Annotated in this window: 24 protein-coding genes; 7 read left to right on the top strand and 17 right to left on the bottom strand. The window is 54.0% G+C overall.

All coding sequences use genetic code 11. The features are described 5' to 3' along the window. Window positions 1-5 precede the first annotated feature (5 nt). From PGR09_RS11925 to PGR09_RS11915, 3 genes are read right to left on the bottom strand one after another with little or no spacing between them, the layout of a single operon-like run. Window positions 6-1,937, bottom strand: a complete 1,932-nt coding sequence (locus tag PGR09_RS11925) for an FUSC family protein (RefSeq protein WP_047078945.1) — start codon at window positions 1,935-1,937, stop codon at window positions 6-8. Window positions 1,938-1,946: 9 nt separating this feature from the next. Then, on the bottom strand, window positions 1,947-2,975 hold the full coding sequence (mdtN, locus tag PGR09_RS11920; protein ID WP_047078946.1) for a multidrug transporter subunit MdtN: 1,029 nt from the start codon (window positions 2,973-2,975) through the stop codon (window positions 1,947-1,949). A 6-nt stretch (window positions 2,976-2,981) separates the two neighbouring features. After that, window positions 2,982-3,254, bottom strand: coding sequence for a YtcA family lipoprotein (locus PGR09_RS11915; RefSeq protein ID WP_015369860.1), 273 nt, complete (start codon window positions 3,252-3,254; stop codon window positions 2,982-2,984). Window positions 3,255-3,529: 275 nt separating this feature from the next. Here PGR09_RS11915 and yjdI point away from each other — a divergent pair, with 275 nt between their 5' ends. After that, window positions 3,530-3,760: a 4Fe-4S mono-cluster protein YjdI gene (gene yjdI / locus PGR09_RS11910; RefSeq protein ID WP_015369861.1), complete on the top strand. Its 231-nt coding sequence runs from the start codon at window positions 3,530-3,532 to the stop codon at window positions 3,758-3,760. An 11-nt stretch (window positions 3,761-3,771) separates the two neighbouring features. After that, window positions 3,772-4,044 carry a GNAT family N-acetyltransferase gene (locus tag PGR09_RS11905; protein ID WP_015369862.1) on the top strand — a complete coding sequence of 91 codons (273 nt, stop codon included), beginning with the start codon at window positions 3,772-3,774 and terminating at the stop codon, window positions 4,042-4,044. Window positions 4,045-4,081: 37 nt separating this feature from the next. Here the strand turns inward: PGR09_RS11905 and PGR09_RS11900 are convergent, their stop codons facing one another. From PGR09_RS11900 to PGR09_RS11850, 11 genes are all read right to left on the bottom strand, one after another. Next, window positions 4,082-5,560, bottom strand: coding sequence for an EAL domain-containing protein (locus PGR09_RS11900; protein ID WP_047065316.1), 1,479 nt, complete (start codon window positions 5,558-5,560; stop codon window positions 4,082-4,084). Then, window positions 5,547-6,452: a fimbrial protein gene (locus tag PGR09_RS11895; protein WP_047044154.1), complete on the bottom strand. Its 906-nt coding sequence runs from the start codon at window positions 6,450-6,452 to the stop codon at window positions 5,547-5,549. Before PGR09_RS11895 ends, PGR09_RS11900 begins: the two co-directional genes overlap by 14 nt. Window positions 6,453-6,469: 17 nt before the next feature. Then, window positions 6,470-6,973 carry a fimbrial protein gene (locus PGR09_RS11890; protein WP_045396563.1) on the bottom strand — a complete coding sequence of 168 codons (504 nt, stop codon included), beginning with the start codon at window positions 6,971-6,973 and terminating at the stop codon, window positions 6,470-6,472. A gap of 12 nt (window positions 6,974-6,985) precedes the next feature. Then, window positions 6,986-7,516, bottom strand: coding sequence for a fimbrial protein (locus PGR09_RS11885; protein ID WP_045396567.1), 531 nt, complete (start codon window positions 7,514-7,516; stop codon window positions 6,986-6,988). 10 nt (window positions 7,517-7,526) lie between these two features. After that, window positions 7,527-10,160: a fimbrial biogenesis usher protein gene (locus tag PGR09_RS11880; protein ID WP_047044156.1), complete on the bottom strand. Its 2,634-nt coding sequence runs from the start codon at window positions 10,158-10,160 to the stop codon at window positions 7,527-7,529. An 81-nt stretch (window positions 10,161-10,241) separates the two neighbouring features. Next, window positions 10,242-10,928: a fimbria/pilus periplasmic chaperone gene (locus PGR09_RS11875; protein ID WP_063415448.1), complete on the bottom strand. Its 687-nt coding sequence runs from the start codon at window positions 10,926-10,928 to the stop codon at window positions 10,242-10,244. Window positions 10,929-11,001: 73 nt separating this feature from the next. After that, entirely contained in the window at window positions 11,002-11,541 is a 540-nt protein-coding gene (locus PGR09_RS11870; RefSeq protein WP_045396575.1) for a fimbrial protein, read from the bottom strand. 72 nt (window positions 11,542-11,613) lie between these two features. Then, complete coding sequence (fimA, locus tag PGR09_RS11865) at window positions 11,614-12,162, bottom strand: type 1 fimbrial major subunit FimA (protein WP_430916172.1); 549 nt, start codon at window positions 12,160-12,162, stop codon at window positions 11,614-11,616. A 494-nt stretch (window positions 12,163-12,656) separates the two neighbouring features. Then, window positions 12,657-13,253, bottom strand: coding sequence for a type 1 fimbria switch DNA invertase FimE (gene fimE / locus PGR09_RS11860; RefSeq protein WP_045373908.1), 597 nt, complete (start codon window positions 13,251-13,253; stop codon window positions 12,657-12,659). 582 nt (window positions 13,254-13,835) lie between these two features. Beyond that, window positions 13,836-14,441 (bottom strand): tyrosine-type DNA invertase, encoded by a 606-nt coding sequence (locus PGR09_RS11855; protein ID WP_045396578.1) that lies wholly within the window; start codon window positions 14,439-14,441, stop codon window positions 13,836-13,838. A gap of 833 nt (window positions 14,442-15,274) precedes the next feature. Further along, window positions 15,275-15,886 (bottom strand): LysE family translocator, encoded by a 612-nt coding sequence (locus tag PGR09_RS11850; RefSeq protein WP_045396582.1) that lies wholly within the window; start codon window positions 15,884-15,886, stop codon window positions 15,275-15,277. Between the two features lie 138 nt (window positions 15,887-16,024). On the opposite strand from PGR09_RS11850, the gene PGR09_RS11845 reads away from it, so the two are divergent. Continuing rightward, window positions 16,025-16,498 carry an Lrp/AsnC family transcriptional regulator gene (locus PGR09_RS11845; RefSeq protein ID WP_032706451.1) on the top strand — a complete coding sequence of 158 codons (474 nt, stop codon included), beginning with the start codon at window positions 16,025-16,027 and terminating at the stop codon, window positions 16,496-16,498. 36 nt (window positions 16,499-16,534) lie between these two features. Here PGR09_RS11845 and PGR09_RS11840 read toward each other — a convergent pair whose 3' ends face one another. Next, on the bottom strand, window positions 16,535-16,780 hold the full coding sequence (locus tag PGR09_RS11840) for a hypothetical protein (protein ID WP_045396584.1): 246 nt from the start codon (window positions 16,778-16,780) through the stop codon (window positions 16,535-16,537). A 350-nt stretch (window positions 16,781-17,130) separates the two neighbouring features. On the opposite strand from PGR09_RS11840, the gene PGR09_RS11835 reads away from it, so the two are divergent. Genes PGR09_RS11835 through PGR09_RS11820 form a run of 4 tightly spaced genes read left to right on the top strand, consistent with a single transcriptional unit; the run spans window position 17,131 to window position 21,946 of the window. Beyond that, window positions 17,131-17,697 (top strand): fimbrial protein, encoded by a 567-nt coding sequence (locus PGR09_RS11835; protein ID WP_047044159.1) that lies wholly within the window; start codon window positions 17,131-17,133, stop codon window positions 17,695-17,697. A gap of 51 nt (window positions 17,698-17,748) precedes the next feature. Further along, window positions 17,749-18,432, top strand: a complete 684-nt coding sequence (locus PGR09_RS11830) for a fimbria/pilus periplasmic chaperone (protein ID WP_047044161.1) — start codon at window positions 17,749-17,751, stop codon at window positions 18,430-18,432. Between the two features lie 18 nt (window positions 18,433-18,450). Further along, window positions 18,451-20,934, top strand: a complete 2,484-nt coding sequence (locus PGR09_RS11825; RefSeq protein ID WP_047078949.1) for a fimbrial biogenesis outer membrane usher protein — start codon at window positions 18,451-18,453, stop codon at window positions 20,932-20,934. A gap of 13 nt (window positions 20,935-20,947) precedes the next feature. Further along, window positions 20,948-21,946, top strand: coding sequence for a hypothetical protein (locus PGR09_RS11820; protein WP_047078950.1), 999 nt, complete (start codon window positions 20,948-20,950; stop codon window positions 21,944-21,946). A 43-nt stretch (window positions 21,947-21,989) separates the two neighbouring features. On the opposite strand, the gene PGR09_RS11815 is transcribed toward PGR09_RS11820, so the two are convergent. Further along, window positions 21,990-23,270, bottom strand: a complete 1,281-nt coding sequence (locus PGR09_RS11815; protein ID WP_430916171.1) for an MFS transporter — start codon at window positions 23,268-23,270, stop codon at window positions 21,990-21,992. Window positions 23,271-23,401: 131 nt separating this feature from the next. Then, window positions 23,402-23,896, bottom strand: coding sequence for a flavin reductase (locus tag PGR09_RS11810; RefSeq protein ID WP_015703350.1), 495 nt, complete (start codon window positions 23,894-23,896; stop codon window positions 23,402-23,404). Between the last annotated feature and the right edge of the window lie 9 nt (window positions 23,897-23,905).

Below are 23,905 nucleotides of genomic sequence, written 5' to 3'. Positions count from 1 at the left end.
TTTTATCATGACGGTTCTGCCTGTCGCGTAAATTCAGAAGGTTTGTCTGACCAGTCCGGCAGGGTGGTCAGTAAAGCCGCCAGCGGTTCGCCGAACGGATTAGCCGGATCGACAACCAGCGGCGCAACGGGTGTCGTCGGCTGTTGACGTTCAATATCATCGGCATACGTCTGTAACTGTTCGGCGCAGCGGCTTAAGAAGGGGTCTCCCGGCGCGGCATACAGCCGGTAGCCCTCGCTCAGGCGTACTATCTCCTGCGCCTGCTGCCAGGTGGCTTTGCTCGGCCAGGATTTCGCCTGCGGCCACGGATGCGCAAAAGTGCCCAGCGGCTCGGCGGCGACCCGATGCATCAGCGTTTCGCTGGTGGTCAGCGCCTGGAACAGCGGCACCATCTGCGGCTTATCATCTTTCGCGCGCAGGAAATCGGCTATCTGGCGATAAAGTTGCGCCAGCCGCGATTTCAGCTGCGGCGCTTCGCTATCCGGCCACAGGTAAAGATGGACGATCGATGAGACCAGTACGCCGAGCAAAATACCGATGACCCGGTCGCGCAGTTCGGTCAGGTTGGTCAGTGGACCAAACCAGCTGAGGAATGCCAGCGAGAAGGTAAAGCCGATTTGGATCCCGGCGTAGGCAATACGCTCTGACCCGGCGGCAATCCACGCCGAGAGCGCCATTACCGGCAGAACCATCGCCAGCAGGCCGACGATAGACTCGGTCCACGGTTGTACAAAGACGATCAACAATAGCGCCAGCAGCGTAGCGAGCAGCGCGCCGCCGATACGCAGCCAGGTTTTTTGCATCGTCGCTCCCAGCCCCGGCTGGGCGACAATCACGCAGCTCAGCATAATGGTGTGGATGCCCTGCCAGTCGGCGGCGGTATAGAAGACGTAGCACAGCAGCGTCGCCAGCAGGGTTTTCAGGGCGAAATGCAAATAAGCGGGATTGCGCCAGGCATCCGGCAGCAGCAGCGGCGACTTCTCGGCTTCGCCCTGCGGCAGGTCGATGCTTTCACCGCGCGCCAGCTTCGCCAGCACATCGGCCATCTCTTGTAAAATCAGCGTATTGGCGCCGCGATCATCAATGACCGGCGCGGAGAATGAAAACGGCGTACCCTCGTTCATCGACGGCGCCAGCGCCTGTAGCGCGGCGGCGATCTGCTGGCGCGCCGCGGCGTGGTCATCGCCCGGTTGCAGCAGCGCCGCGAGGTGATAGCAGCGCAGGGTGGCCGCCATCAGCGCCTGCCAGCGCGGCGGATCGGCGGCAATTTCCGGCGCCGCAAAGCGCGCCTGCTTAAACAATCCTTGCAACTGATTAAAACGCCCGGCGATCTCTTTGAAGGTCGGCGGCGCGGCGTTCTGCGTCAGTACGTCGGCGACCTGCCGCTGCATCACCACCAGCTGAGCGCGGAATTGATAGCCGGGAAAGGCCTGGCGAAAGCAGGCGTTGACCAGGAGCGTGACCAGCGTTGCGGTATTGATCGCCACCCAAAGCCACAGCAGCAGGCGCACCAGAACTTCACTTTGGCTGGTCATCGACGGGAAGGTCTGGGCATAAATCACCGCCAGCGCCACCACGAAAAACGCCAGCCCGAGTTTGCCCAGCACGCGCATCAGATACATCGCGCCAAAGAACAGGCATACCGAAGCGACCAGGCGAATCAGCGGGAAATCATAGGTCCACTTGATGATCAGCAGCACCAGACCCAGCGCCACGCTGATGGTGACAAAAAACAGGACGCTGCCCAGCTTAATCATCAGGATGTTCGGCTGACTGACGTAAAACACCACGATCAGCGCCACGGCGAGAAACGGGATCTGCAGGGTCATAAACAGGGTGATCAGCACCGCGCAGCTCAGCGTCAGGCGCAGGGTATAGTTGGCCCGCCCCGGCGCGTCGGCGAGCTCCCGTTGCAGAAACAACCAGAAATTATGCATGCCGGACCCTTATTTCGCCTGCAGCACGGCGCTGGCGGAGGCGCCCATCCGGAACAGTTCCGGGTCGGGATTTTTCACCGCGATTTTGACCGGGAAGCGCTGCGACACATGTACCCAGTTGATGCTCTTCTGAATTACCGGCAGCCCGCCAATGACGCTACCGCCCTCCGGCAGTACGCCTGAACCAACGGAATCGACGACGCCGTCAAAGGGGCGGCTGTGGTTAGTCATCACCGTCACGGTTGCCGGCACGCCCGGCCGAACGTTTTGCAGATCGGTTTCGCGGAAGTTCGCAATCACATACCAGTGGTCGTTATCCAGCAGCGTGAAGACCGGTTTCAGAGCGGAAGCATATTGTCCGACGGTGGTTTTCAGGGCGATGACTACGCCGTTAAACGGCGCACGGACTTCGGTGAACTCCAGGTGCAGTTCCGCCAGGGCGATTTGCGCGACGATCCCGGCGCGCTGCGCGACCATCGCATCGACGCCGGTGACCGCGGCATCAGCCTGTTTGGCCTGCAGCAGCGTGGCTTCCAGTTCGGCGCGGGCGGCTTTTTCCGCTGTGCGCGCCTGATCGAGATCCTCCTGCGCGGCGAATCCCTGCGGCACCAGCGGTTCCAGGCGGATACGGGTCGAGGTGGTCTGTTTCACCAGCGCCTTCGCCCGCTCTACCGCGGCGCTCACCGACTGAGCGTTATACTGCTGGGCTTTAATGGTGCGCTGGGTCAGCATAATCTGCGCATCAAGCGCCGCCAGCCGTGATTTGGCATCCTCCAGCATCGCCTGATAGGGGCGCGGATCGATGCGGAACAGCAGATCGCCTTTCTGCACCCGCTGATTATCACGGATCGGCATCTCAACGATTCGCCCGCTGACTTCCGGCACCACGTCGATGGTGTCGGCGTAGACGTAGGCGTCGTTGGTTTCCGGCGAAGTCTGTAACTGCCAGATAACTACGATCAGCGCCACAATGGCGGCGAGGACGAGAGCCAACAAGGGCCATTTTTTCCGTAAAACGCTTGGGCTGGATTGAGTCATAGGTATTTAATGTGCGAAAAGAAGAAACCACAGAATAGTGGCAAATAGAAACATTAACGCCAGGTAACTTAATACCAGCGGGGAAAAGCGCGCCTGCCAGCCTTTACGGGCAATCAGGATATGGCAAGGGATCAGCAGTAATGCGCCGCCTAAAAAGCAGAAGAACCAGCCGGGAAATGCTGCGCCTAATACCGGTATGGCGGGGGATAAAGAGCAACCGGAGACCGCCAAAAGAAGTAATAACAATGCCGGGCGCGCCCGTTTTACAATTTGCTTCAAAGGAAGATACCTGAATGTTCATGCCATTGAACAATTGAGTTTATTCGTTGCAAATCAAATAAACCCTCAATACACCGCCTAAATTATAGCGCTGATAGTTTGCTTAGCCGAGTTATGGTTATCCTCTGATAATAGTTTAATTTCGCGTAGGTATTAAAAAGTCGCTTTATCATTAGCGAAATAATTGAAATAGGGCGTTTCTCATTTCTCCATAGTCAGCGGCTATGCCGCGAGCTATTCTTAGGTAAGTACAATAAAAATACTGAGGCAATGTCATGGATAAGGAACTACTGGAAGCGGGCTACCGGGCCTATACCGGCGAGAAGATAGATGTCTATTTCAATACCGATATCTGTCAGCACTCGGGTAACTGCGTGCGCGGCAGCGCGAAGCTGTTCAATCTGAAACGTAAACCGTGGATCATCCCCGATCAGGTGGATGTGGCGACGGTGGTAAAAGTGATCGATACCTGTCCCAGCGGCGCATTGAAGTATCGCCACAAATAAGCGAGGAAATGATGGAAATTCTGGAAGGTCACAACAAGTTCTACGTTAATGACGCCGAGGGAAACCAGGTGGCGGAAATTGTCTTTGTTCCAACCGGTGAACATCTGAGCATTATTGAGCATACTGATGTCGATCCCAGCCTGAAAGGCCAGGGCGTCGGTAAACAGCTGGTCGCGAAAGTGGTCGAGAAAATGCGCCAGGAACAGCGCAAAATCATTCCGCTGTGCCCGTTTGCCAAACACGAATTCGATAACACCCGCGAGTACGACGATATTCGCGCCTGAAATACGGCGCCAGCTGTGGCTGGCGCTGCTCCGCGATTTACCCGGCTAACCGGCAGGTGGCATGATCCGGTAAAAATCGCTGAATGATCTCTCCCAGATGTTCGCGAGTGACCGGCGGTGAGAACAGATACCCCTGGAAACGATCGACCCCCAGCGCTTTTAGCTGATTAAATTTCTCCAGACTATCCACTCCCTCGGCGATACAGCGGCTCTGCGTCAGCTGGCAGTAGTAGACCAGGCTTTTAATCAGCACCAGCGCGTGCGGGTCGCGCTGAAAATCATTGACGATACTCATATCCAGCTTATAGCCGCTAAAACGCGCCGTGCGCACAGGGAACATGACGCTGCTGTGCGAGAAGCAGTCGTCGAGAAAGATGCGAAAGCCCTGCTGCTGAATATTGCTCATATTCGCCACCGCTTTTCCTTGCTGCTGTAAATCAACGGTTTCAGCAAATTCCAGCACCAGTCGGTCGGCCCACAGTGGGTTCTGTAGCTGTTGCCAGGCGGTTTCCATCATGCGGGCAAGATTATCGTGATGGGCAATGCAGGGAGGGATATTGACCGAAAAATAGAACTCGCCCTGATAGCGATTGATATTCTGCACCGCTTCCTGCAGGACAAAGGCGGTCAGTAATAGCCAGGCGTATTCGGAGCGGATATGCGGGAGAAACTCGCCCGGCGGCAATACCACGCCATCTTTGCGCCAGCGCGATAATATCTCGATGCCCTGCAGGCGTAAGCGGTCATCAACAATCGGCTGAAAGACCGGAAAGATCTGCCGGCTGTGAATGGCGTGGATAAACTCACGTTCGAAGGGGGTCAGCGCGGTCATGCCCTGACCAGCTACGCGTTTGCTTCGGCTGCCCGGAAACCGGCTCGCCAGATGCGGATGATACTCCACCATCTTGTTTAGTCCTGAGGTTCTTTGGTTGTAGAGCGTTTTCTGACTGACGCCGCGGATCTGCGCCTGACTGGTGATGCTGTGGCCATACAGCAGGGCGAGGGTGGCGTTAAGTTCGATTTTGCTTAAGCCCGACGGCGGTTTGCCGCGCGCCAGCGCCTCGATGGCCGAAAGCTGTTGCAGGCCGGGGTAGCCGACCAGGCCGCCTTTCAACAATGCCGCCAGACGGCGGCACGGTAGATCGGAGGAGATTGCCTGCACGGCGGCCAGCAGGCGGCGGTCGCCAACCTGGTGCAGTAAGGTTTGCCACAGCCACGGCGCCGGACTGCGGCTTAAGATCACCATGGGCAAAGGTCGTTTGGCCTGGGTGAGTAACCAGGCGGCTTCGCGCAGGACGAACAGTAGCCACCAGGGATCGTCGGGCAGAAAAACCACAATTTGCCGGACGTCGGCTGGCGCAGATATCGACAGCATGCTCTGCACCCGCGGCTGTAGCCACACCGGATGGCGGCAACCGTCGTCGACCATTCGGGCTAATCCCGCCGCCGCCATGGCGCAGGGCGACAGGATGTAATCCGTTGTCGCCTGCGGGGTATCGGCTTTACTGGTAGACAAACGTCACCCCAATAATCGACTGGACGTTACCCGCCGTCACCTGACCGCTGGTGCGCGCATAGGTAGCGGTCAGACCGAGATTAACCGGTGAAGTGCCGACCGTTCCCAATGAAACATTGCTGTTGGCCGGAACGACGCTACCGTTGCGCGTCATCTGGACGCCAATACCCTGCGCCGGCGAAGCGGAAGCGGTATTGGTGAAAATGGAGTTGGCGCTATCGGCGGTGGTGCCGGAAAGGTAATAGCCAAGATTCTGGTTCTGCGCGCAGTGGACGGTGACCGGCACCGCCATCGAGCCCGGATAATCGGGTAACGTCACGGTCACATCGCGGGCGGAGACATCGCAACCGCCGGTCGGCACAACGACGTCGTTATTGGCGTAAATATTCCACACGAACTGGAAGGAGTCGCTGTTGTAGTTGTTGGTTTGATGCAGGATCAACACGGCAATCAGCGATCCGGCGGTAATCGCCACCCCGCCCGCAGTGCTGACCGGAGTCAGATAGAGTACGGTCGGCCAGGGTTTATCGGTAGTCGAATCGTAGATCACCCGCGAAGTTTCCGTGGTGGTCGGGAACGGATAAGAGGTACCGTTATATTTTACGGTACCGGAAAAGCTCGACAGCACGCCGCCGTAGGCGGATCCGCGCTGTAGCGTCACATAGTCGGTAATGGTTTGCGGATAGTCGTTATGGCAGAAAATCTGCGTCGACAGGTCGACCACCAGGTTTTGCCCTACGTTAACGGCCGGGGTCAGATTGACGTATACGTTGGCCGAGCCGCCGCCGATGGGGATAGTTGCGCCGGTGGCGGTTTTACAGGCGAAGGACCAGGCGTTAATCGACCAGCCCATCAGCAGCAGGGTGGTAAACAGAGCGATGACTTTTTTCATGAACAAACTCTCCTGACTCAGGCGTAGGTATAGGTGACGCTAATCACCGCCTGAATGGTTCCCTGGGTGGCGCCGCCGTTAACCGACAGGGCCCGGACCTGCAGCGGAAAACGCGCCGACTGCGAGCTATCGTCGACCTGAACCGACTTTTGCGCCCCGTTATTGAGCGTGGTGCCGCTGTCGTCCTGTAGTTCGAGCTGGATGTTGCCCGCGGTACCCTGATTCTTGTAATAACCGGTGCTGTCCGCGGTGCCGCTAAAGGTGGCGACGACGCGCGATGTACCGACCGGACAATTGCTTAAATCCAGCGCGGTGCTGTGCCACGCTGAAGCGGAACCTGCCGACACCAGGCTGAAGGTATATAGATCGCCGAGGTCAACATTGGCGTTGGTGGTGGAGACCGTACACGGCTTGGCCACCACTTTGCCGTTCACCGTGATGGTGATGTCGGCGGCCTGTAGCGGGGTAATGTTTAACGCCAGCGCGCCTGCCAGAAGCCATCCTGCGTAGTGTGCTTTCATCTCAGCCTCCGGTTACTGGAATTCAAGGGTAAAGGTGGCGGTGGCATAGACGTGGCCGGCGGTCACCGGTACGCGGGTTGCCATCAGCCGGGCGTAAAAACCGAGGGTGTTGGTCTGCCCCGGCGTTAAGGTGGTCCAGGCGAGCGACGAAGAGGGCGCGTTGACCGGCAGCATCGTCTGCTGGCCGTTGAGGATCTGCACCGCCATGCCCGCCGCCGCGGAGGCGCCGCCGTCGATTTTTAACAGGTCGTTATTGTCGCTATCCGGGGTGCCGTTAAAGCCGACTTTTACCGCCGTCACCGAACTGCCGCAGGGCGACAGCACGATGCGAAACGGCACCAGCGGCGTGGTTGCGCCGACGGCGTTAAACTGCTTCGCGGCGTTATCCATCAGATCGACGGTAAACTCTTTCGATTCGGTGGCGACCGCGCAGGCGTTGTCGCGCACGTAGCCGCTGATGGTGATGGTGCTATCGGCCGCAAAGGCGTTGGCGCAGACCAGCGTCAGGACGGCGCCGAACAGGTTAAGTGGTTTTTTCATCATCATGCGTTCCTTAACGGCACTCTGCCGATAGCTGGCTCAGCGCCTGCCGCTGACTCTCTTCCGGCAGGCGATAGTTGGCCACGCAGCTGGCGTTCGCGCCTTCGCCCCATTTCACCTGCACGCTGCCGGCGAGCGGCATCCCGCTCAGGTAGACCTGGCCGTTATCGGCCACGATACTGCCGCTCTGATTGCTGCCCGAGGTGACCATCGCGCCAAACGGCACCGGTTTGCCGTTATGGGTCAGCGTCATCAGTAACTTGACCCCGACGTGGGCTTTGAAGTCCGCCCGCACGATAGCGCCGTGAGTAGGGACGACGCTGACCACCGCGTCATCGAGATCGACGTTATCGGCAAGCGTATTGGTATCCAGCGCGACACGATTTTCGCGATATTCGGTGGCGTAAGGCAGTACCGCATAGCCGCGCCAGTCGGTACGCACCCCGGTCTGGTTTTCCACTTTTACGTTGTCGGCGCCCGGCGCTTTCACCAGCACCACCGTGTCATTCAGCGGCTGGCTCAGGGTCACGCCGTTGGCATGGGCCAATACGCCGCCGCTGACGCCGTAGTACAGCTGTTTAAAGCCGTCGCTGCGGCTGTAGCCGACGTTGGCGTTGCCGTAGCCGCCGCGGTAGTTCAGCGCCGCGTAGCCGGTGCCGCTGCTATCGCCTTCGCCGCCGCTGGCATAGCCGGTCTGCACGCTATAGCTCAGGTTATTGTCTTCCAGCAGGGTGCCGTAAAGTCCCGCCAGATTGGTCATCCGGCCATTAAGATCGTGCGACATGCTGTAGCTGGCGCTGGCGTGCCGCCATACCGATTTGCTGTCGGAACGCAGCCAGTGGCTGAACGGAATATTGACGTTGACCGCCAGCATCTGGTCGCGGCCCTGCTGCCAGGCGTTTTTGGTCAGGCTGTAGCTCAGCGTCCAGTTGATGTCGTCCACCGCCGCGTTGAGCCCGGCCTGCAGCTGCTGGTCCGCCTTGCCGGTCGACCAGTAGGTCTGATGACTGCCGCTCAGATAGAGCGTGGCGGTACGCCCCAACTGTTGGGTCACGCTCAGTTGCACTTTGCCGCGCTTGTTATAGGCGAGGTTGTAGTAATCGGTGAATTTCGGCTTCACCTGGATCACGCCATCCTGGGTCTGTACGTCGTAACCGCTCATCCGGCGGTAGGTAGTATCGGCAAAGCTGTAATAACCTTTAGTGGAGTAGCGATAGCCCACCAGCTGGATATTGGTGCCGACATCGCTCAGCGACTTGTTATAGAGGAAGCGAATCGACTGCCCCTGGTGATCGCTGTCGTCGGGTAGGGTGGCGTTAGCCTGGGTGACATCCAGCGAGACGGCGCCGAAATCGCCCATGTTTTTCCCCACGCCGAGATTAAAGGCGCGGTAGCGGTCGGCGAGCTGAGTGCCGCCATATAGGGTCCAGCCCGCAGGCAGGCCGTGTAACACGGTGCTCTGAAAGAACTTCGGCTCTTCCTGCTGATCGTTGCCGCTGCGGTATTCGCCGGCGGTCAGCGCGTACCGGGTATGCCCTTCGCGCTGCAGTACCGGCACCGTTGACCACGGCACGCTAAAGACCTGGCTGGTGCCGTCGTTTTCTTTAATCGTCACCTGCAGATCGCCGCCGTTGCCTGCGGCATACAGATCGTTAATGGTGAACGGGCCCGGCGGTACCGTGCTCTGGTAAATCTCATAACCGTTTTGTTTGATCGACACCTGCGCGGTGCCGCGGGCGATACCGTGGATCACCGGCGCAAAGCCCTTCTGGCTATCCGGCAGCATGTTGTCATCGCTCGCCAACTGGGCGCCGCGGAAGTTAATGCCGTCGAAAACATCGCCGTTGGTGTAGCTGTCGCCGAGGGTCAGGCGCGAGCGCAGCGGCGTGATGTCGCGCTCAAGCCAGGTATTAACATGCTGCCATTTATTCTCATTGCTGGAACTGCTGCCGCCGCTGCTGTAGCTCCACGTGGTGTTATCACGTAGTCGCCAGGCGCCGAGATTAAGGCCGCTTTGTAGGTTTAAATAGGCGTAATTGCTGCTGCCGCCGGTATCGTTATGGACGTTGTTGCCGGTGAAGTTATAGTTCAGCAGCCCGGCGTTGATGCCGTCATCCCACATTTCAGGCGGAATGTAGCCGCGCGCGCGGTTGCCCATAAAGGCCTGCGGCACGGTGAGGTACAGGCGCTGCTGGCCGACATCGAAGCGCGTCGTGGCATCGGTGATAAGTTCGGTCAGCGGCACGCAGGCGTCGGCGGCGAGGGCGTTCATCCCGGTCACCGCCGCGGTGTTGACCCCCATGCCCGCCAGCTGGCCGCGGGTCAGGCACGGGCTTAACCCATGGCCTTTTTCGCCGCGGTTAAATGTGACATCGCGAGTGGTCATAAAGCCGTCATTAAGGTAAATATCGACGCGGTAGGTGCCGGGCGGCACCTCTTGCCCGTTTTCAAAACCGGAAAGATCGGCCACCGCCGCAGGATCGTCAGCCAAAAAACGCGGGTTAAAATAGAGTTCAGCCTGCGCGTGACCCGCCTGCAGGACAAAACAGAGCGCCACGGGAAATTTCGCCATGGTCAAAATAGCGCGCGGGCGGAGCCAGGCGCTGCGGGAACCAAAACGGTCCTGTCCATATTTGAGATGTGACATAGTCCCTCCGGTCTGAATTCGCCCGGCTGTCAGTTCTTATTGTTATGCGCGGCATGGCCCGCCCGGCGGGCCAAACCTGTATTAGCGCAGCACGCCGTTCATTTTTGGGGTCAGCGCGCCGTAATCATTAATCGTGCGATAAGTAATGTTGCTACCGGCATCCGGCGGCAGCTTGACGGAGGTTTTGCCCATTGGCGGCACCAGCGCGTTTTCCAGCACCCGGGTGCCGGCGTTAAGTTCGGTGACGGTCAGGTAATAAGGAGTGGGGTTAGTCAGTGTTAACGACGAACCGCTGCGGCTAAAGCTCAGCTTTTCCGCCGCTTGATCCGGCGGCAGCGCCAGTTTCGCCGGGCGATAGTAGAGCTTGATGCGGCTGATAATCGCCAGTTGCAGGGTATTTTCGCTCAGTTTGGATTTATCCATCGACGGGATGGCTTTCACGTTAATCCAGAACAGACTTTCGCGATCCTGCGGCAGTTGTTTATTAGTGGCGTCAATGATGCGTAGGGTATTCTCTTTTTTACCCTGCATGGCGAACAGCGGCGGCGTAATCACGAAACGGCCGTCTTTGCCGCCGTCGGCGTTTTCCACCCACGACTGAATCAGATAGGTGCTGCTGTCGTCATTATTGGTCACCCCTAACTGAACCTGTTTTTGCCCGGCCGGATAGATAACCCGCGTGGCGCCGAGCGCAACGCCGGCCTGAGCCCAGGCGGAGTAACCGCTTACGGCTATCATCAATAATCCCGCCAGTAGTCCGCGCGTCATCCCCAGTCTCTTTTTCACGTTTACCCCTTTTGTACTCACCGTTGTTTCCTGTTTCCGGATGTCTGCTGGTTAATTACTGATAGGTCAGAGAGAACCAAACTTGCGCGTTTGCCGCTCCCCCGGTGACCTGATTGCCGGTCGCCCGATATTTGGCTACGAAATGTAGCGTGGTGGGGCCGGTATACAGCCGCCGCCAGGCGCCCGGCGGGCTATTCAGCGGAATCAATTGATCTTCTTTATCAAATAACGCGATGCCTACGCCGGTGGCGATACCCGGTCCTTCGCCAACCGAGAGCACATCTGGATTTTTGCCATCAGCCACGCCGCGAAACGACACGCCGACATGCTGGCTGACCGCGGTGCTGCAATCCTGAAGGTGAATATCGAATGGCACGGGGTTGGCATCTTCCCCGGCTGAATGAAAGCGATTACTGCTGATCTGCCCCATATTGACGGTCATCTGCTGGTCGCCGGCTTCAACGCGGCAGGACTCGGCGATGATGACGCCCTGAAAACGCATGTTTCCCCCGGCGACCGTGACGTTCCAGTGGTTACCGGCCAGCGCCAGCGGCGAAAGCAGAAACATCAGCAGACCTGTCTTCACTCCTTGCATCGTTATCACCCCAATCCCGTAGTGGATAACGGGCCATCCTGGCCCGGAATGCTTCCCTGTCTGATGTTTGAATTACTCGTATTGCACTTTGAAGGTGGCGTCTGCGTTAGCAGTACCGGCAGTAGCCGCGCCAGTGGCGTAGTAACGCGCCTGGAAAGGAATGATGTTGGTGCCGTCGTTCAGCGTGGTGGCCGCGCTGAAGGTTGCGCCATCCAGACCCAGCGGAGTGCCGGTTTTGTCGAGGATCTGTACGCCGACGTTGGTCGCGCCGCCAGCAGCGGAGCTCTGCAGAGCCAGAACGCTGGTGTTGGTGCTATCAACCGCGGTACCAGAGAAAGCCACAGAGGCTTTAGTGGCAACAGTGGTATCACAGTCGTCTAACTGAATGTTGAAGCCTACAGCGGAGCTGGTGCTGCCCGCGGTAGCCAGTTTTGCTGAACGAACCTGACCTAACTGAACGGTCTGATCGATAGAACCGGCATCGACTGCACAGGCTGCGTTGACGATTTCTCCTTTAAAATGCACTGTACCGCCATTTACCGTGGTGGTATCGGCCAAGGCCGCCGCGGAGCTCAGGGACAGAGCTGACAGAAAAACGATTGCCAGTGTTTTGATTTTCATGCTGTTTTCCTTTAAACAAAATCGATATTACGAACCAAAATTGGCAGCCGTTTTGCCTTCCAGGCATTCCATAAATCAGCCGAATGGTGCGACTGCCGGTTCTGCACAGTTTTCGCCCCACTGATGAGTCAATTGGGGCCATTTTGACTCGTCGGAATTTATGGCTTTTATTTTGTTAATGCTGATATATTTTTGGATTTATATACTGATAATTATTTGTTTTGTGGATTTAATAACTGCTTACCTGCCGGGCATGGAAAAACGGCTTGTTTGAGTTCAATGTTGAGAAGCGGGCGTATGGGAGAGAGTCTGACGAGGATAAGTAAAGAAAGGTCGTTGGAGAATTTAATGAAAATCAATTAGATAAAATTTTTTTTGATGAAATATGCACTTGTCAGTTGCAAAAGATTACAAAACATTTTTATGATATAGACAGTTTGGCCCCAATTGACTTGTTCAATATTAAAAATTTTCCTTTTTATCAATTGGTTATCTTATTTCTTCCGCGCTTGTAAATTTTCCTCCAAAAGGTTGTTTCTTTCCCAAATCCCGGCAAAACGTGCTGCATTACTTGCGGTGTAACGGACAGTGTGGCGAATATTACGATGTCCGAGATAATCTTGTATCAAACGGGTATCAGCCCCTCTTTCAGCTAGCTCATAGCCGCAGGCGTGACGCAGCATATGCGGATGCGTATGAGTGACGGTACCGGCTTCTTCTCCGGCAGCGCGGATAATGCGATAGGCCTGTTGCCGAGAAAGCGGCGTACCGCGGCGCGAGATAAATAGCGCGTCGCTTTTGCCTGCGGCCTTCCAACTGGCCCGTTGTTGCGTCCAGCGCTCTATCGCTTCGCGCTCATCAAAACGCAGCGGGTGCACGGTAGAGAAACCGTTCTTTAAACGCCGTACATTGATGCGCCCTTCGTTGAGATCGAGATCGCGATAGTGCAGATCGAGTAGTTCACTGATACGCATCCCGTGGCGAAACGCCAACAGGATCAGACAGTAATCCCGTTCACCGGTTGGACCGTGCTGGGCCGCCTGCATCATTGCCTGTACTTCTTTGGCGGTGAGAAAACGACGTCGGTTCACAATTTTGAGCTCCTGAATTTACGTTAACTTATAAGGGATATCCTGAGAAAAAGATCCCAGGATGGATAAAAAATAATCTGAATGCAAAGGCCGTATTATTTGAAGGGGCTAATGACAAAACAGGTATCACATTACATTTACACATGCATAAATTATCGCCACGCGATAATTCTTATTTTTATCTATTTTATTCTTTACCACAATAGAGCCGCGCCAGGTCGCTGGCAGGTGCATAAAATAGCAAGGAAAAAAGTTAATGCCAGCTATTTATTGAACGGAAAACATGTGCTGAAAGGATTAATTTAACAATAAATAACGAACTTATATCCTGATAAATTACAGGTGCATAGAAACGTTTTTTTTCATGTTCTAAATAAGAACTTTTAAGAACAATAAACATATTTAACGTATGGTTAATTTTTATTAATGTTTTGCAAGAAAAAATCTATATATGAGGTAAGCTGCTTTTTATCGCAGCCTAAACAGAGCAAATTTGCAACAGTCTTGCCGGGGATAGCGGGCAGGGGCTGGCAGTAGTAGGGGGAACCGATAACGAAACGCCATCCGTGGCGTAAGGTTACCTTACTGGAAAAGCGACGTTCTCTGCTTCTCACGGGATTTATCCCAAATCCCGTAAAAGCGTCCGGCGTTGCTGGCCGTGTACCAGACGGTATGGCGAATGTTACGGTGACCGAGGTAATCCTGGATAAGGCGCGTATCGATACCCATATTGGCCAGCGCAAAGCCGCAGGAGTGACGCAACATGTGCGGATGAATTTCCAGCGGTAATCCTGCCTGATCGCCGGAGGCGGAAATAATCTGGTAAAACTGTTGGCGTGAAAGTGGATTACCTTTGCGTGATAAAAATAACCACTCGCTGGTGGATTGCGGATATTCATCACGAATATCCAGCCAGCGCTTTAGCGCCTGGATCTCTTTATTAAGCAACGGATGAGTGGTTGAGAACCCTTTTTTTAAACGGTGGATATAAATACATTTTGAGCGTAAATCAATATCTGAAATTCGCAGTCGGCAAATTTCACTGGCACGAAATCCATGAATAAAACAAAGCAATGTCAGGCAATAATTACGAGCAGCATGTGGTCCACTATTGGCAGCGTTAAGTAGTGACTCGATTTCATTCTGAGTCAGGAAGTTCCTTTTTTTTATTTCGCTATTATTCTTCATTATGTTCCCTTTCTATTGCAGGCGTACATTACTATCCCATAGGCTCTGGTTGGCCTATTACAGGATCCGAAGATAGGTTTCGCATTTTATGAGTAAGCATGATGCGGATCGTTTTTAATATCCCTCAAGTTACAAGGACTGTATCGCGGCAACGCTGCGCGAAATCCAGTGGGTATAATGAAGTCTCCCCGCCGCCGGGGGGAAGTGCGCTGGCGAATTTTTGATGCGATGCGCTCAGGCATTTGATGTATATCGCTTTTCCTGGGGGTTTATACGTCCTGTTCATCCTTTCTCCTCTTGAGTATGCGCGCTTACAGCAAGGTCATTGACTACCAGCTGATAAACTGAGTCCTGGCTGGATAACGTTGTGACCGTTATCCATGAGGATAATTGCCTCAATAAACAGGTTGGTATTGCGTAAATGTTTTACCGTAGGCAAACAGCGTCAGGCGCTTGCTAGCATTCACTGCAACACGACAACAGCGATTAAACCATACTGCAAAAATCGTAGAGAGAATAGCGTTAATAAATGTGCAGACGTTTCAAAGAGAGATTTTACTTATTATCGAGCAGTCGGAATTTTCCGCTCGAGTAATCAGTTAATGGATGACTAAATCGGAGTTTTTCAGCAGTTTTAGGAAGTTATCGATGTTGGCCATTCAGCCGTAACCACTTATGATACATAGATAATTCATCTTCAGGAGCTCAGGGAAATAGATGAGCCAGCTTCCGTGGTTTAGCAACTTAATAGCTACCTGTGACCCACGATTATATTTGTTGGTAAGGCCATGCGGCGCTAAAGAAGTTACCCTATGAGCGCCGCTGCTTACGAATTATCTTAACTGCTGGTAGAACAGGATAATAGCGATGGCAATCATAATCACCCCAGAAACCATGCTTACTCCCTTAGCCGCCTGCGGGCGGGCTGCCAGTACCGCGCGCGAACCGTAGCCGACCAACAGATAAATTAGCGTACAGGTCATCAGGTGCATCGCGCCCAGCGCCGACATCTGCAGCGCCAGCGGCCAACTGCCGTGCGGATCGGTAAACTGCGGTAGCAGGGCGAGGAACAACAGAAAGACTTTTGGATTAAGGCCGCTAATACATAATCCTTTCATCGCCCACGCATTCCAGCTGCCAGCCGATTGTTGCGCCGCGCCTGGCGCCGCCGGATGGCGTAATATCGTAACCCCGAGCCACAGTAAATAGGCCGCGCCCGCCAGCGTGATCGCCGATAGCGCTAGCGGATGACCGGCGATTAACACCCCGACGCCAGCGACGACGATAATGGTCGCCAGTAAATGGCCTGACATCAGTCCCATCACCGCCGGAACGACGCGACGACCGTTGATACCAGCGCTAATGGCATAGGCCCAGTCGGCGCCAGGGGTAATAATCAATAGAAACGAAACTATCCAGAAGCTGGCGATCAGGCTCATTTCCATCAGCAACGCTCCGCAACGATATTAGACATCACACACTCGCAAAATTAGGTTATCGTGTGAGAAAGAATATCGACATAGAAGCGAAATGAGCTTTCAATGTTATGTTGAAAACCGACGATTAAAGAGAAAATCTTCCAAATGGATAGCATAGATCGAAAAATTCTTGCTGAGCTGCAGGCGGATGGGCGTCTGTCGATAACCGAACTGGCGGAGCGGGTGAATTTGAGTCTTTCTCCTTGCCACCGACGTCTACGCGCGCTGGAGCAAGAGGGGGTAATCACCGGCTATCGCGCCAATCTCGATCCGGGAAAAATGGGGTTCAATTTTCTGGCTATCGTGTTCGCCACGTTAAAAGAGGGCGATAAGAAAGCGGTCAGCGCTTTTGAGGAGGCGGTGGCGGAGATCCCGCAGGTTGTGCTGGCGCAACGCTTGTTTGGCGATCCGGACTACCTGATGCACGTCGTCACACGGGATCTTCCTGCCTTTCAGAAACTCTATGATGACAAACTATCGGCGATGCCGGGCGTGCAGCATTTACGCTCAACGTTGGTGATGAAGACGGTGGTGCAGGATCGTCCTTTCCCACTGGAGACGTTAAACGCTTCCCGCTAATGCCCTGTGGCAGGGCATTAGCGCTCGTATGGCGAATCACCATTTCTCATCACGCGCGTTCTGGCGACCCTCACGGCGGTTGTCGCGTTTATCTACGCGACAGCTCATGTTGCTCTGTTGATCGTTTCTCACACAGTCGTGTTTTTCTTCGCGTCCACTCTGGCGCGCATCCTGACGGATATCACGGGCATCCTGGCGTTTTTCCGCGCGGTAGGTGGCGTGCGCGGTGAGCGTCGGCAGCAGCAGGGCGGCGGTAAGCAGAGGCAGGATCATTTTTTTCATTGTCGGAACCTTAAATATAAAAATAAATCACGGAAGGTTATAATTGTGGTTCGTAATCTTATGTAAATCGACACAAAATGTGCTGAACTCTCCTTTTTTTAGTTTATTATTAAACAAGCTTGGTAAATTCTCATTTTATTATTCTCGTTGCTACGTATTTTGGCTTATTACGCTAAAGAGATTACGAATATGGCATCAGGGCTCATTCGCTTTAAGTATTTGCATTGATTTTTATCAACGATCCTTATTCATCCTATTGTGGCGGATATTTAGCCATGCGATGCTCGCGGCATGAGATTTTTCTCAGTCCCCGCAAAGTTAAATGGAATTGTTAATAAAAGGAATATTATATGAAACGTTCAGTTATTGCTGCTGCAGTATTTTCAACCGTGCTGATGAGTGTTAATGCTTTTGCCGCGGCGCCAAATGAAGAGCAGGGTGAGTTAGTTATTATTGGTAATGTTATTAATTCTTCTTGTCGTTTTGAAACCGATTATAGCAGTACAATTCAATTGGCTGATGTTGATGCCACCCGTTTTGCCGGCATGTCGGCCGGTGAAGTCTTATCCGGTAATTTCGCCACCAGTAGCGATCCATTAACTATTGTTTGCCCGGAAGGCACAGTATTGAAATCGATTGATATTAGCGGCGGGACCTATACTGCCGGCGGCGTACTTAATCCTATCGCGACTACAACTTCTGCTAACGGGGTCGGTTTTAAATTAAAACTGGGTGAATCGGAGATTAATGAAAATACCATGTATGACGTCAATAATTTGCCGGGGGCGGTGACTTCTATAGGCAATGGCGTCTATCAAATGAACTTCTCTGCGCAATACGCCCGAATTAATGCCGCCACTCCGGTGACCGCCGGTGAAGTCCGCTCGGTGTTAACGATTGCCGTCTCTGCGGAGTAAGGACCTGTGCCGGCGCTTCGCCGGCAATTATTGTGCTAAGGGTGTGGTGCTATGAAACGGATTTTATTAGCAGGTTTATTTATCGCTATGCAGCCCGCGCATGCCGGAGTGGTGATTTTCGGTACCCGGGTGGTTTATCCGGCTGAGAAACAAGAAGTGGTCGTACAGTTGATGAATCATGGCGCCCGCTCTTCACTGGTGCAGTCGTGGATTGACGATGGCAATACCTCGTTGCCGCCGGAAAAAATCAACGTGCCGTTCCTGCTGTCGCCGCCGGTGGCGCGCATAGCGGGTAACTCCGGACAGCAGCTGCGAATAAAAAAATTAGCCAACAAACTTCCGCCAAACAAGGAGTCGCTGTTTTATCTCAACGTACTCGATATTCCTCCGAATACGCCAGGAAGTGAGGGGGCGAATACGCTACGGTTTGCCATGCAAAACCGTATTAAGCTTTTTTATCGTCCTAAAGGCATTGCGGCGGTAAATAAAGATACGTTTAAAAATATTTCGCTGTCTTCCCGAAAAAACGCTCTGCATATCGCCAATGGTACCGCAAATTGGCTGACGATTACTGAAGTTAAAGTCAGTAATGTTAAAGTTAATGAGCGCAGCGTGATGATTGCGCCGTTATCCAGTCAGGATGTCATTTTAAAAAATAATCTCGCCCGCCAGTATTCGCTAACGATGATTGATGATAATGGAAACTTTATTAGCGACAGGCTCAATGTAAAATAATAAATAATGGAGTTGGCCATGTTAAGGATGACGCCGCTTTCCTCAATGATATTGTTGGTTTTATTATCCGGTCAGTTGCAGGCCGCTGAAGAGACTTTTGATACCAATTTCATGATCGGCGGAATGAAAGGTGAAAAATCATCAAGCTTTCGCTTTGCGGATAATCAACCACTTCCCGGTGAATATGAATTGGATATTTACGTCAATAAGCAATGGCGTGGTAAATATCCAATCGTAGTCGCCAGTAATCCGGATGATACCTGCCTGTCATCAGCATTATTAAATCAGTTGGGAATCAAAGCGGATAGCGCGCAGATGGCAAAGGATAACCAGTGCATGACGCTAAAATCCGCGGTGCGCAGCGGTAGTTATACCTTTAATATCAATATTTTTCAGCTTGATTTAGAAATTCCGCAGGCCTACGTGGAGGATCTTGAGCGCGGCTACGTCGCGCCGGAAAGTTGGGACCGCGGCGTTAACGCGCTGTATACCTCTTATTATTTGAGCCAGTATTACAGTGACTATAAAAATAACGGCAATAACAAAAGCACCTACGCCCGCTTCAATAGCGGGCTGAACCTGTTGAGCTGGCAGTTGCACTCTGATGCCACTTACAGCAAAGCCGATAGCGGCAGCGGCGACTGGAAAAGCAATACCCTGTATCTGGAACGCGGCTTTGCGTCGATTTTAGGGACCTTACGCGCAGGCGACATGTATACCTCTGCGGATATGTTCGATGCGGTACGCTTTCGTGGGGTTCGTCTGTTCCGCGACATGCAAATGTTGCCAAACTCAAAACAGAACTTCACGCCGATCGTGCAGGGGATTGCCCAGAGCAACGCGCTGGTAACCATTGAGCAGAACGGCTTCACCGTCTATCAGAAAGAGGTCCCGCCAGGGCCTTTCGCGATTGCTGATTTACAACTCGCCGGCGGCGGGGCGGATCTTGATGTCACTATCCGTGAAGCCGACGGCTCGGTAACCACCTACCTGGTGCCTTATTCCTCGGTACCCAATATGTTGCAGCAGGGGGTATCTAAATATGACATTGCCGCCGGGCGCAGCCATATCGAAGGCGCCAGCAATCAGGAAGACTTTATGCAGGCCAGCTATCAATATGGCCTGAACAACCTGCTGACCCTGTATGGCGGTACCATGCTAGGCACCGATTATCAGGCTTTCACTATGGGAACCGGATGGAATACCCATCTCGGCGCGATATCCGTTGACGGCACCTGGGCGCGTAGCGATCAGGATAACGGTACTTTTGAAGGACAAAGCTATCAGATTGCCTACAACAAATACCTCACCCAGACTAAAACGCGTTTCGGAATGGCGGCTTATCGCTATTCAACCAGCGACTATCGTACTTTTAACGATCATGTTTGGGCGAAGAACCGTAATAGTTATCACCATGATGATAATGATGTTTACAACATTGATGACTATTATCGCTATGATTTTGGACGTAAAAATAGTTTCTCCGCCAACATCAGCCAGTCGTTGCCGGAAGGGTTGGGGTCTTTTTCACTGAGTGCCTTATGGCGTGACTACTGGGGAAAAAGCGGCAGCAATAAAGATTATCAGCTGAGCTACTCTAATAACTGGCAGCGGGTTTCCTGGACCATTTCGGCCAGCCAGACCTATGATGAAGATCATCATGAAGATAAGCGCTTTAACCTCTTCATTTCGATTCCGCTTATCTGGGGAGAGAGCGACAGCGTACTGGCGCGTCGTTTGACGCTGTCGAATTCGACGACCTTCGATAATGACGGTTTTGCCTCCAATAACACCGGCATCAGCGGCACAGGCGGCCAGCGCGACCAGTTTGACTATGGCGTGAACTTTAGCCGGCAGCAGCAAAACCATGAAACCACCGCCGGCGGCAACCTTACCTGGAACGCGCCGCTGGCGACGCTGAGCGGCAGCTACAGTCAGTCGTCGAAATATACCCAGGCCAGCGGCAGCCTGTCAGGCGGGGTGGTGGCCTGGTCCGGCGGCGTCAATTTCGCTAACCAGCTTTCGGAAACCTTCGCCATCATTCAGGCGCCGGGCCTGGAAAATGCTTACGTCAATGGTCAGAAATATCGCACTACCAACGGTCAGGGAACGGTCATTTTCGATCACGTATTGCCTTTCCGTGAAAGTTCGCTGCTGCTGAATACCGCCAATACGCAGAGCAAAACCGAGTTGATTGGCAACCGTAAAGCGGTCGCTCCGTACCGCGGGGCGGTGGTGCTGGCGCGGTTTGATACCGATCAGCGTCAACCCTGGCTTATTCACGCCGAACGCCCGGACGGTACGCCGCTGAAATTTGGATATGAAATTGAAGATAACGATGGACAGAATGTCGGCGTCGTCGGCCAGGGCAGCATGCTGTATATCCGCACTGATAACGTTCCGCCGTCGATTACCATCGCGGTCGATAAGCAGCAGGGCCATTACTGCACCATTACATTTAAACATACCATTGATGAAGGTAAGACCTATGTCTGCCGCTAAAAGGACGATTTTCATGAAATGGATAATTTTGCTGGTATTAAGCTTATGCTCTTTTTTAGCGCGGGCGGGGAACTGCGATGTCACCCCGGATGTTAAATCGCTGACGGTGGATGCTAGCGGTAATTACACATTTAAACCGCTGGCGGCCAGCGGCGAATTGAATGTCCAAAACAGTGATATTCAGGCCGACGGATTTCACTTTATCTGCCAAAGTCCGCAAAACGTCAGCGTCTCGGTAACCTCGACGCCCCCTGAAAATAAAGACTTCTACGTGGTGGTTGGCAGTAAAACCTATGTGATGGAGTTTTCTCTCGATCCTGCAAAACTCAACGCGCTTGCGAGTGGCAACATCCGCAAAAATCAGAGTTATAACTTAGCGGATATCTTCAACAGCGTGATCGGCATTCGCTATGCGATTAAAGAAGGTACCCCTACCGGGACGCAGGTCAGGCCAGGAGAATCATTTCCGCTGCTTTACTCGATGCGTTTTGAATACTGTAAAGGCGATAAAGAATGCCATGTGATAACCATCAATTACACCTTTAACGTCACCCTGCAGATTAATATTATGACCTGCGGTTTTAATGTCCCGAACCGTCTCATCAATATGGGCGATTACAGCTACTTCGACATTAAAGAAGACAAAGCGCAATATCGCATGGAAAGCGTCGATATCGACTGTAGCCAGGACGAGTCGGCGGTATTCGAACTGACGCCGGGCAAAATTGATTATTACTTTGTCGCCGCCTCCGGCTTTGCCGGCACCAGCAAAATATTGAAGAATGACGATCAGGATGCCGCCACCGGCGCCGGCGAAGTCGGTTTTCATCTGCGCGATAGCCAGGGCGGGGAACTCCAGTACGGCAGCGGTTTCCTTTATCACTCCGACGAGGAGGCCCGGCATGGCAGCAACAACCCGATCTATCTGCAAATCAAGCCGATGAAATATGGCGAGAATATCCGCGGCGGTACGATTAAAAGCCGGGTCATTATCGTGGTGAACAATAACTAGCCCTCTGTACCGCGCGCCTTCCTTTGCGCGCGGTGTACGCGGTTTACGTGGTCGCGACCGGTTCAGGTCGCAACTGCTGCTGGCGAATACTCATTAGCGCCACCAGCGCCAGTAGCGCGAAGGCCAGCAGCATCAGCGCAATGGGGATATAGCTATCCCACATCATCAGAAAAGCCACCGCCAGCATCGGACTAATACCGCCGGAAATCACCGCCCCAATCTCATGTCCCAGCGCTAGCCCGGTGTAGCGTACCTCCACCGGAAACAGATCCACCATCAGACACGGCTGCGCGGCAATCATCGCGCCATGGCACAATGGCAACGCCAACAGCATGGCGAGCAGCATCGCCGGGAAGGTGTGCATATTCAGCAGCCAGAAGAAGGGGAAGGCGACCAGCGCCATACCTATCACACCGATATAGTAAAGCCGCTTACGGCCAATGCGATCGGAAAGCCATCCCCAGCCGAGAATCGTGGCGATCTCCACCGTCATGGCGATGGTGACCGCCGCGATCAGGTCGCGGGTGTCGATGCCAATATGTTTGCAATAGACCACTGAAAACGTGAAGAAGATATACACCGCGCCGTTTTCCGCCAGCCGCAGGCCGATAGCCTGTAATATCGCTCGTGGATGATTTTTAAAGGCGCTGAGCACCGGTAAATGATGGGCCTCATTTTTGCTGTCGTTTTCTGCTTTGCGCGCCACGAATTCCGCGTTCTCCTGGATATTACGGCGGATATAGACGCCCACCAGAAAGATAAACAGGCTGAGCAAAAACGGAATACGCCACGCCCAGGACATCACCTCTTCCTGCGGTAGCAGCTGCACCAGATAGAATGCCAGCGAAGAAAGAACAAACCCGCCGCAGACGCCCACCTGGCTCCAGGCGGTGTAGTACCCTTTTTGGCTTTCCGGCGCGTTTTCGCTCAGCATTAATACGCCGCCGCCCCATTCACCGCCGGAAGCCACGCCCTGTACAAAGCGCAGCGTAATCAAGGCGATTGGCGCCAGCACGCCGATGTGAGCGTAGGTTGGCAGCAGGCCAATTAAGAACGTACTGGCGCCCATCAGCGTCAGGGTGATGATCAGCGTCATTTTACGGCTGTAGCTATCGCCGAGATGGCCGAATATCACGCCGCCGAGCGGACGGGCGATAAAGCCGATGGCGAAACCGGAAAAGGCTAAAAATGATCCGAGCAGCGGGTCATTACTGGCGGGGAAAAACAGCGGCCCGAAGACCAGCGCCGCCGCGGTGCCATACAGGAAAAAATCGTACCATTCCAGCGAGTTGCCGAGAAAAGAACCGATGATTAATTTGCGCATAGGTTGCGCCGGGGGGACCGTTGTTCCGCTCACAGCTCCAGACATAAGGTTAACTCCAGTGCAGGTGAATCAGGCGGCGCCTGCTGGCGCCGGGCGATGGGTCGGCAGGGTTTTTATGGTTATGATGAAACTTAACGGCACGACGCCATGCTAAGGGTGTGGAACTGGCGATTAAACCAGACCAGCCCGTCGCTGGGGTTGCCGAAGCGGATCTGTTTGACCTCGCAGTAAAATACGCTGTGGCTGCCCACTTCGTGGCTGTCGGCAATGACGCAGTCGCAGTTCGCCACGGCGGAAGCCAGCGCCGGTGAACCGGTCTCCAGCGCCAGCCATTCGTCGTGCAGGAAGCGTTCTTCAGAGCGGATTTGGCCATTGGCGAAAATCCCGGACAATTGTTGATGCTGACCGGAGAGCACGTTAACGCACAGCACGCCGTTGTGCTGGAATTTGCCGTGCGCGAAGGACGAGCGGTTCATACATACCAGCAGCGTCGGCGGCGAATCCGTCACGCTACACACCGCCGAAGCGGTAAAGCCGAAGCGGCCCGCCGGGCCATCGGTGGTAATGATGGTGATCGCGCTGCCCAGCTGCGCCATGGCATTACGAAAATCAGATGTCAGGTTCATAGTAATACC

The organism is Klebsiella sp. 141251 (genome assembly GCF_050600725.1).
GTDB classification, from domain to species: domain Bacteria; phylum Pseudomonadota; class Gammaproteobacteria; order Enterobacterales; family Enterobacteriaceae; genus Klebsiella; species Klebsiella aerogenes.
Note: the sequence above shows the minus strand (reverse complement) of the source record. Positions and strands in the feature narration are given on the sequence as shown.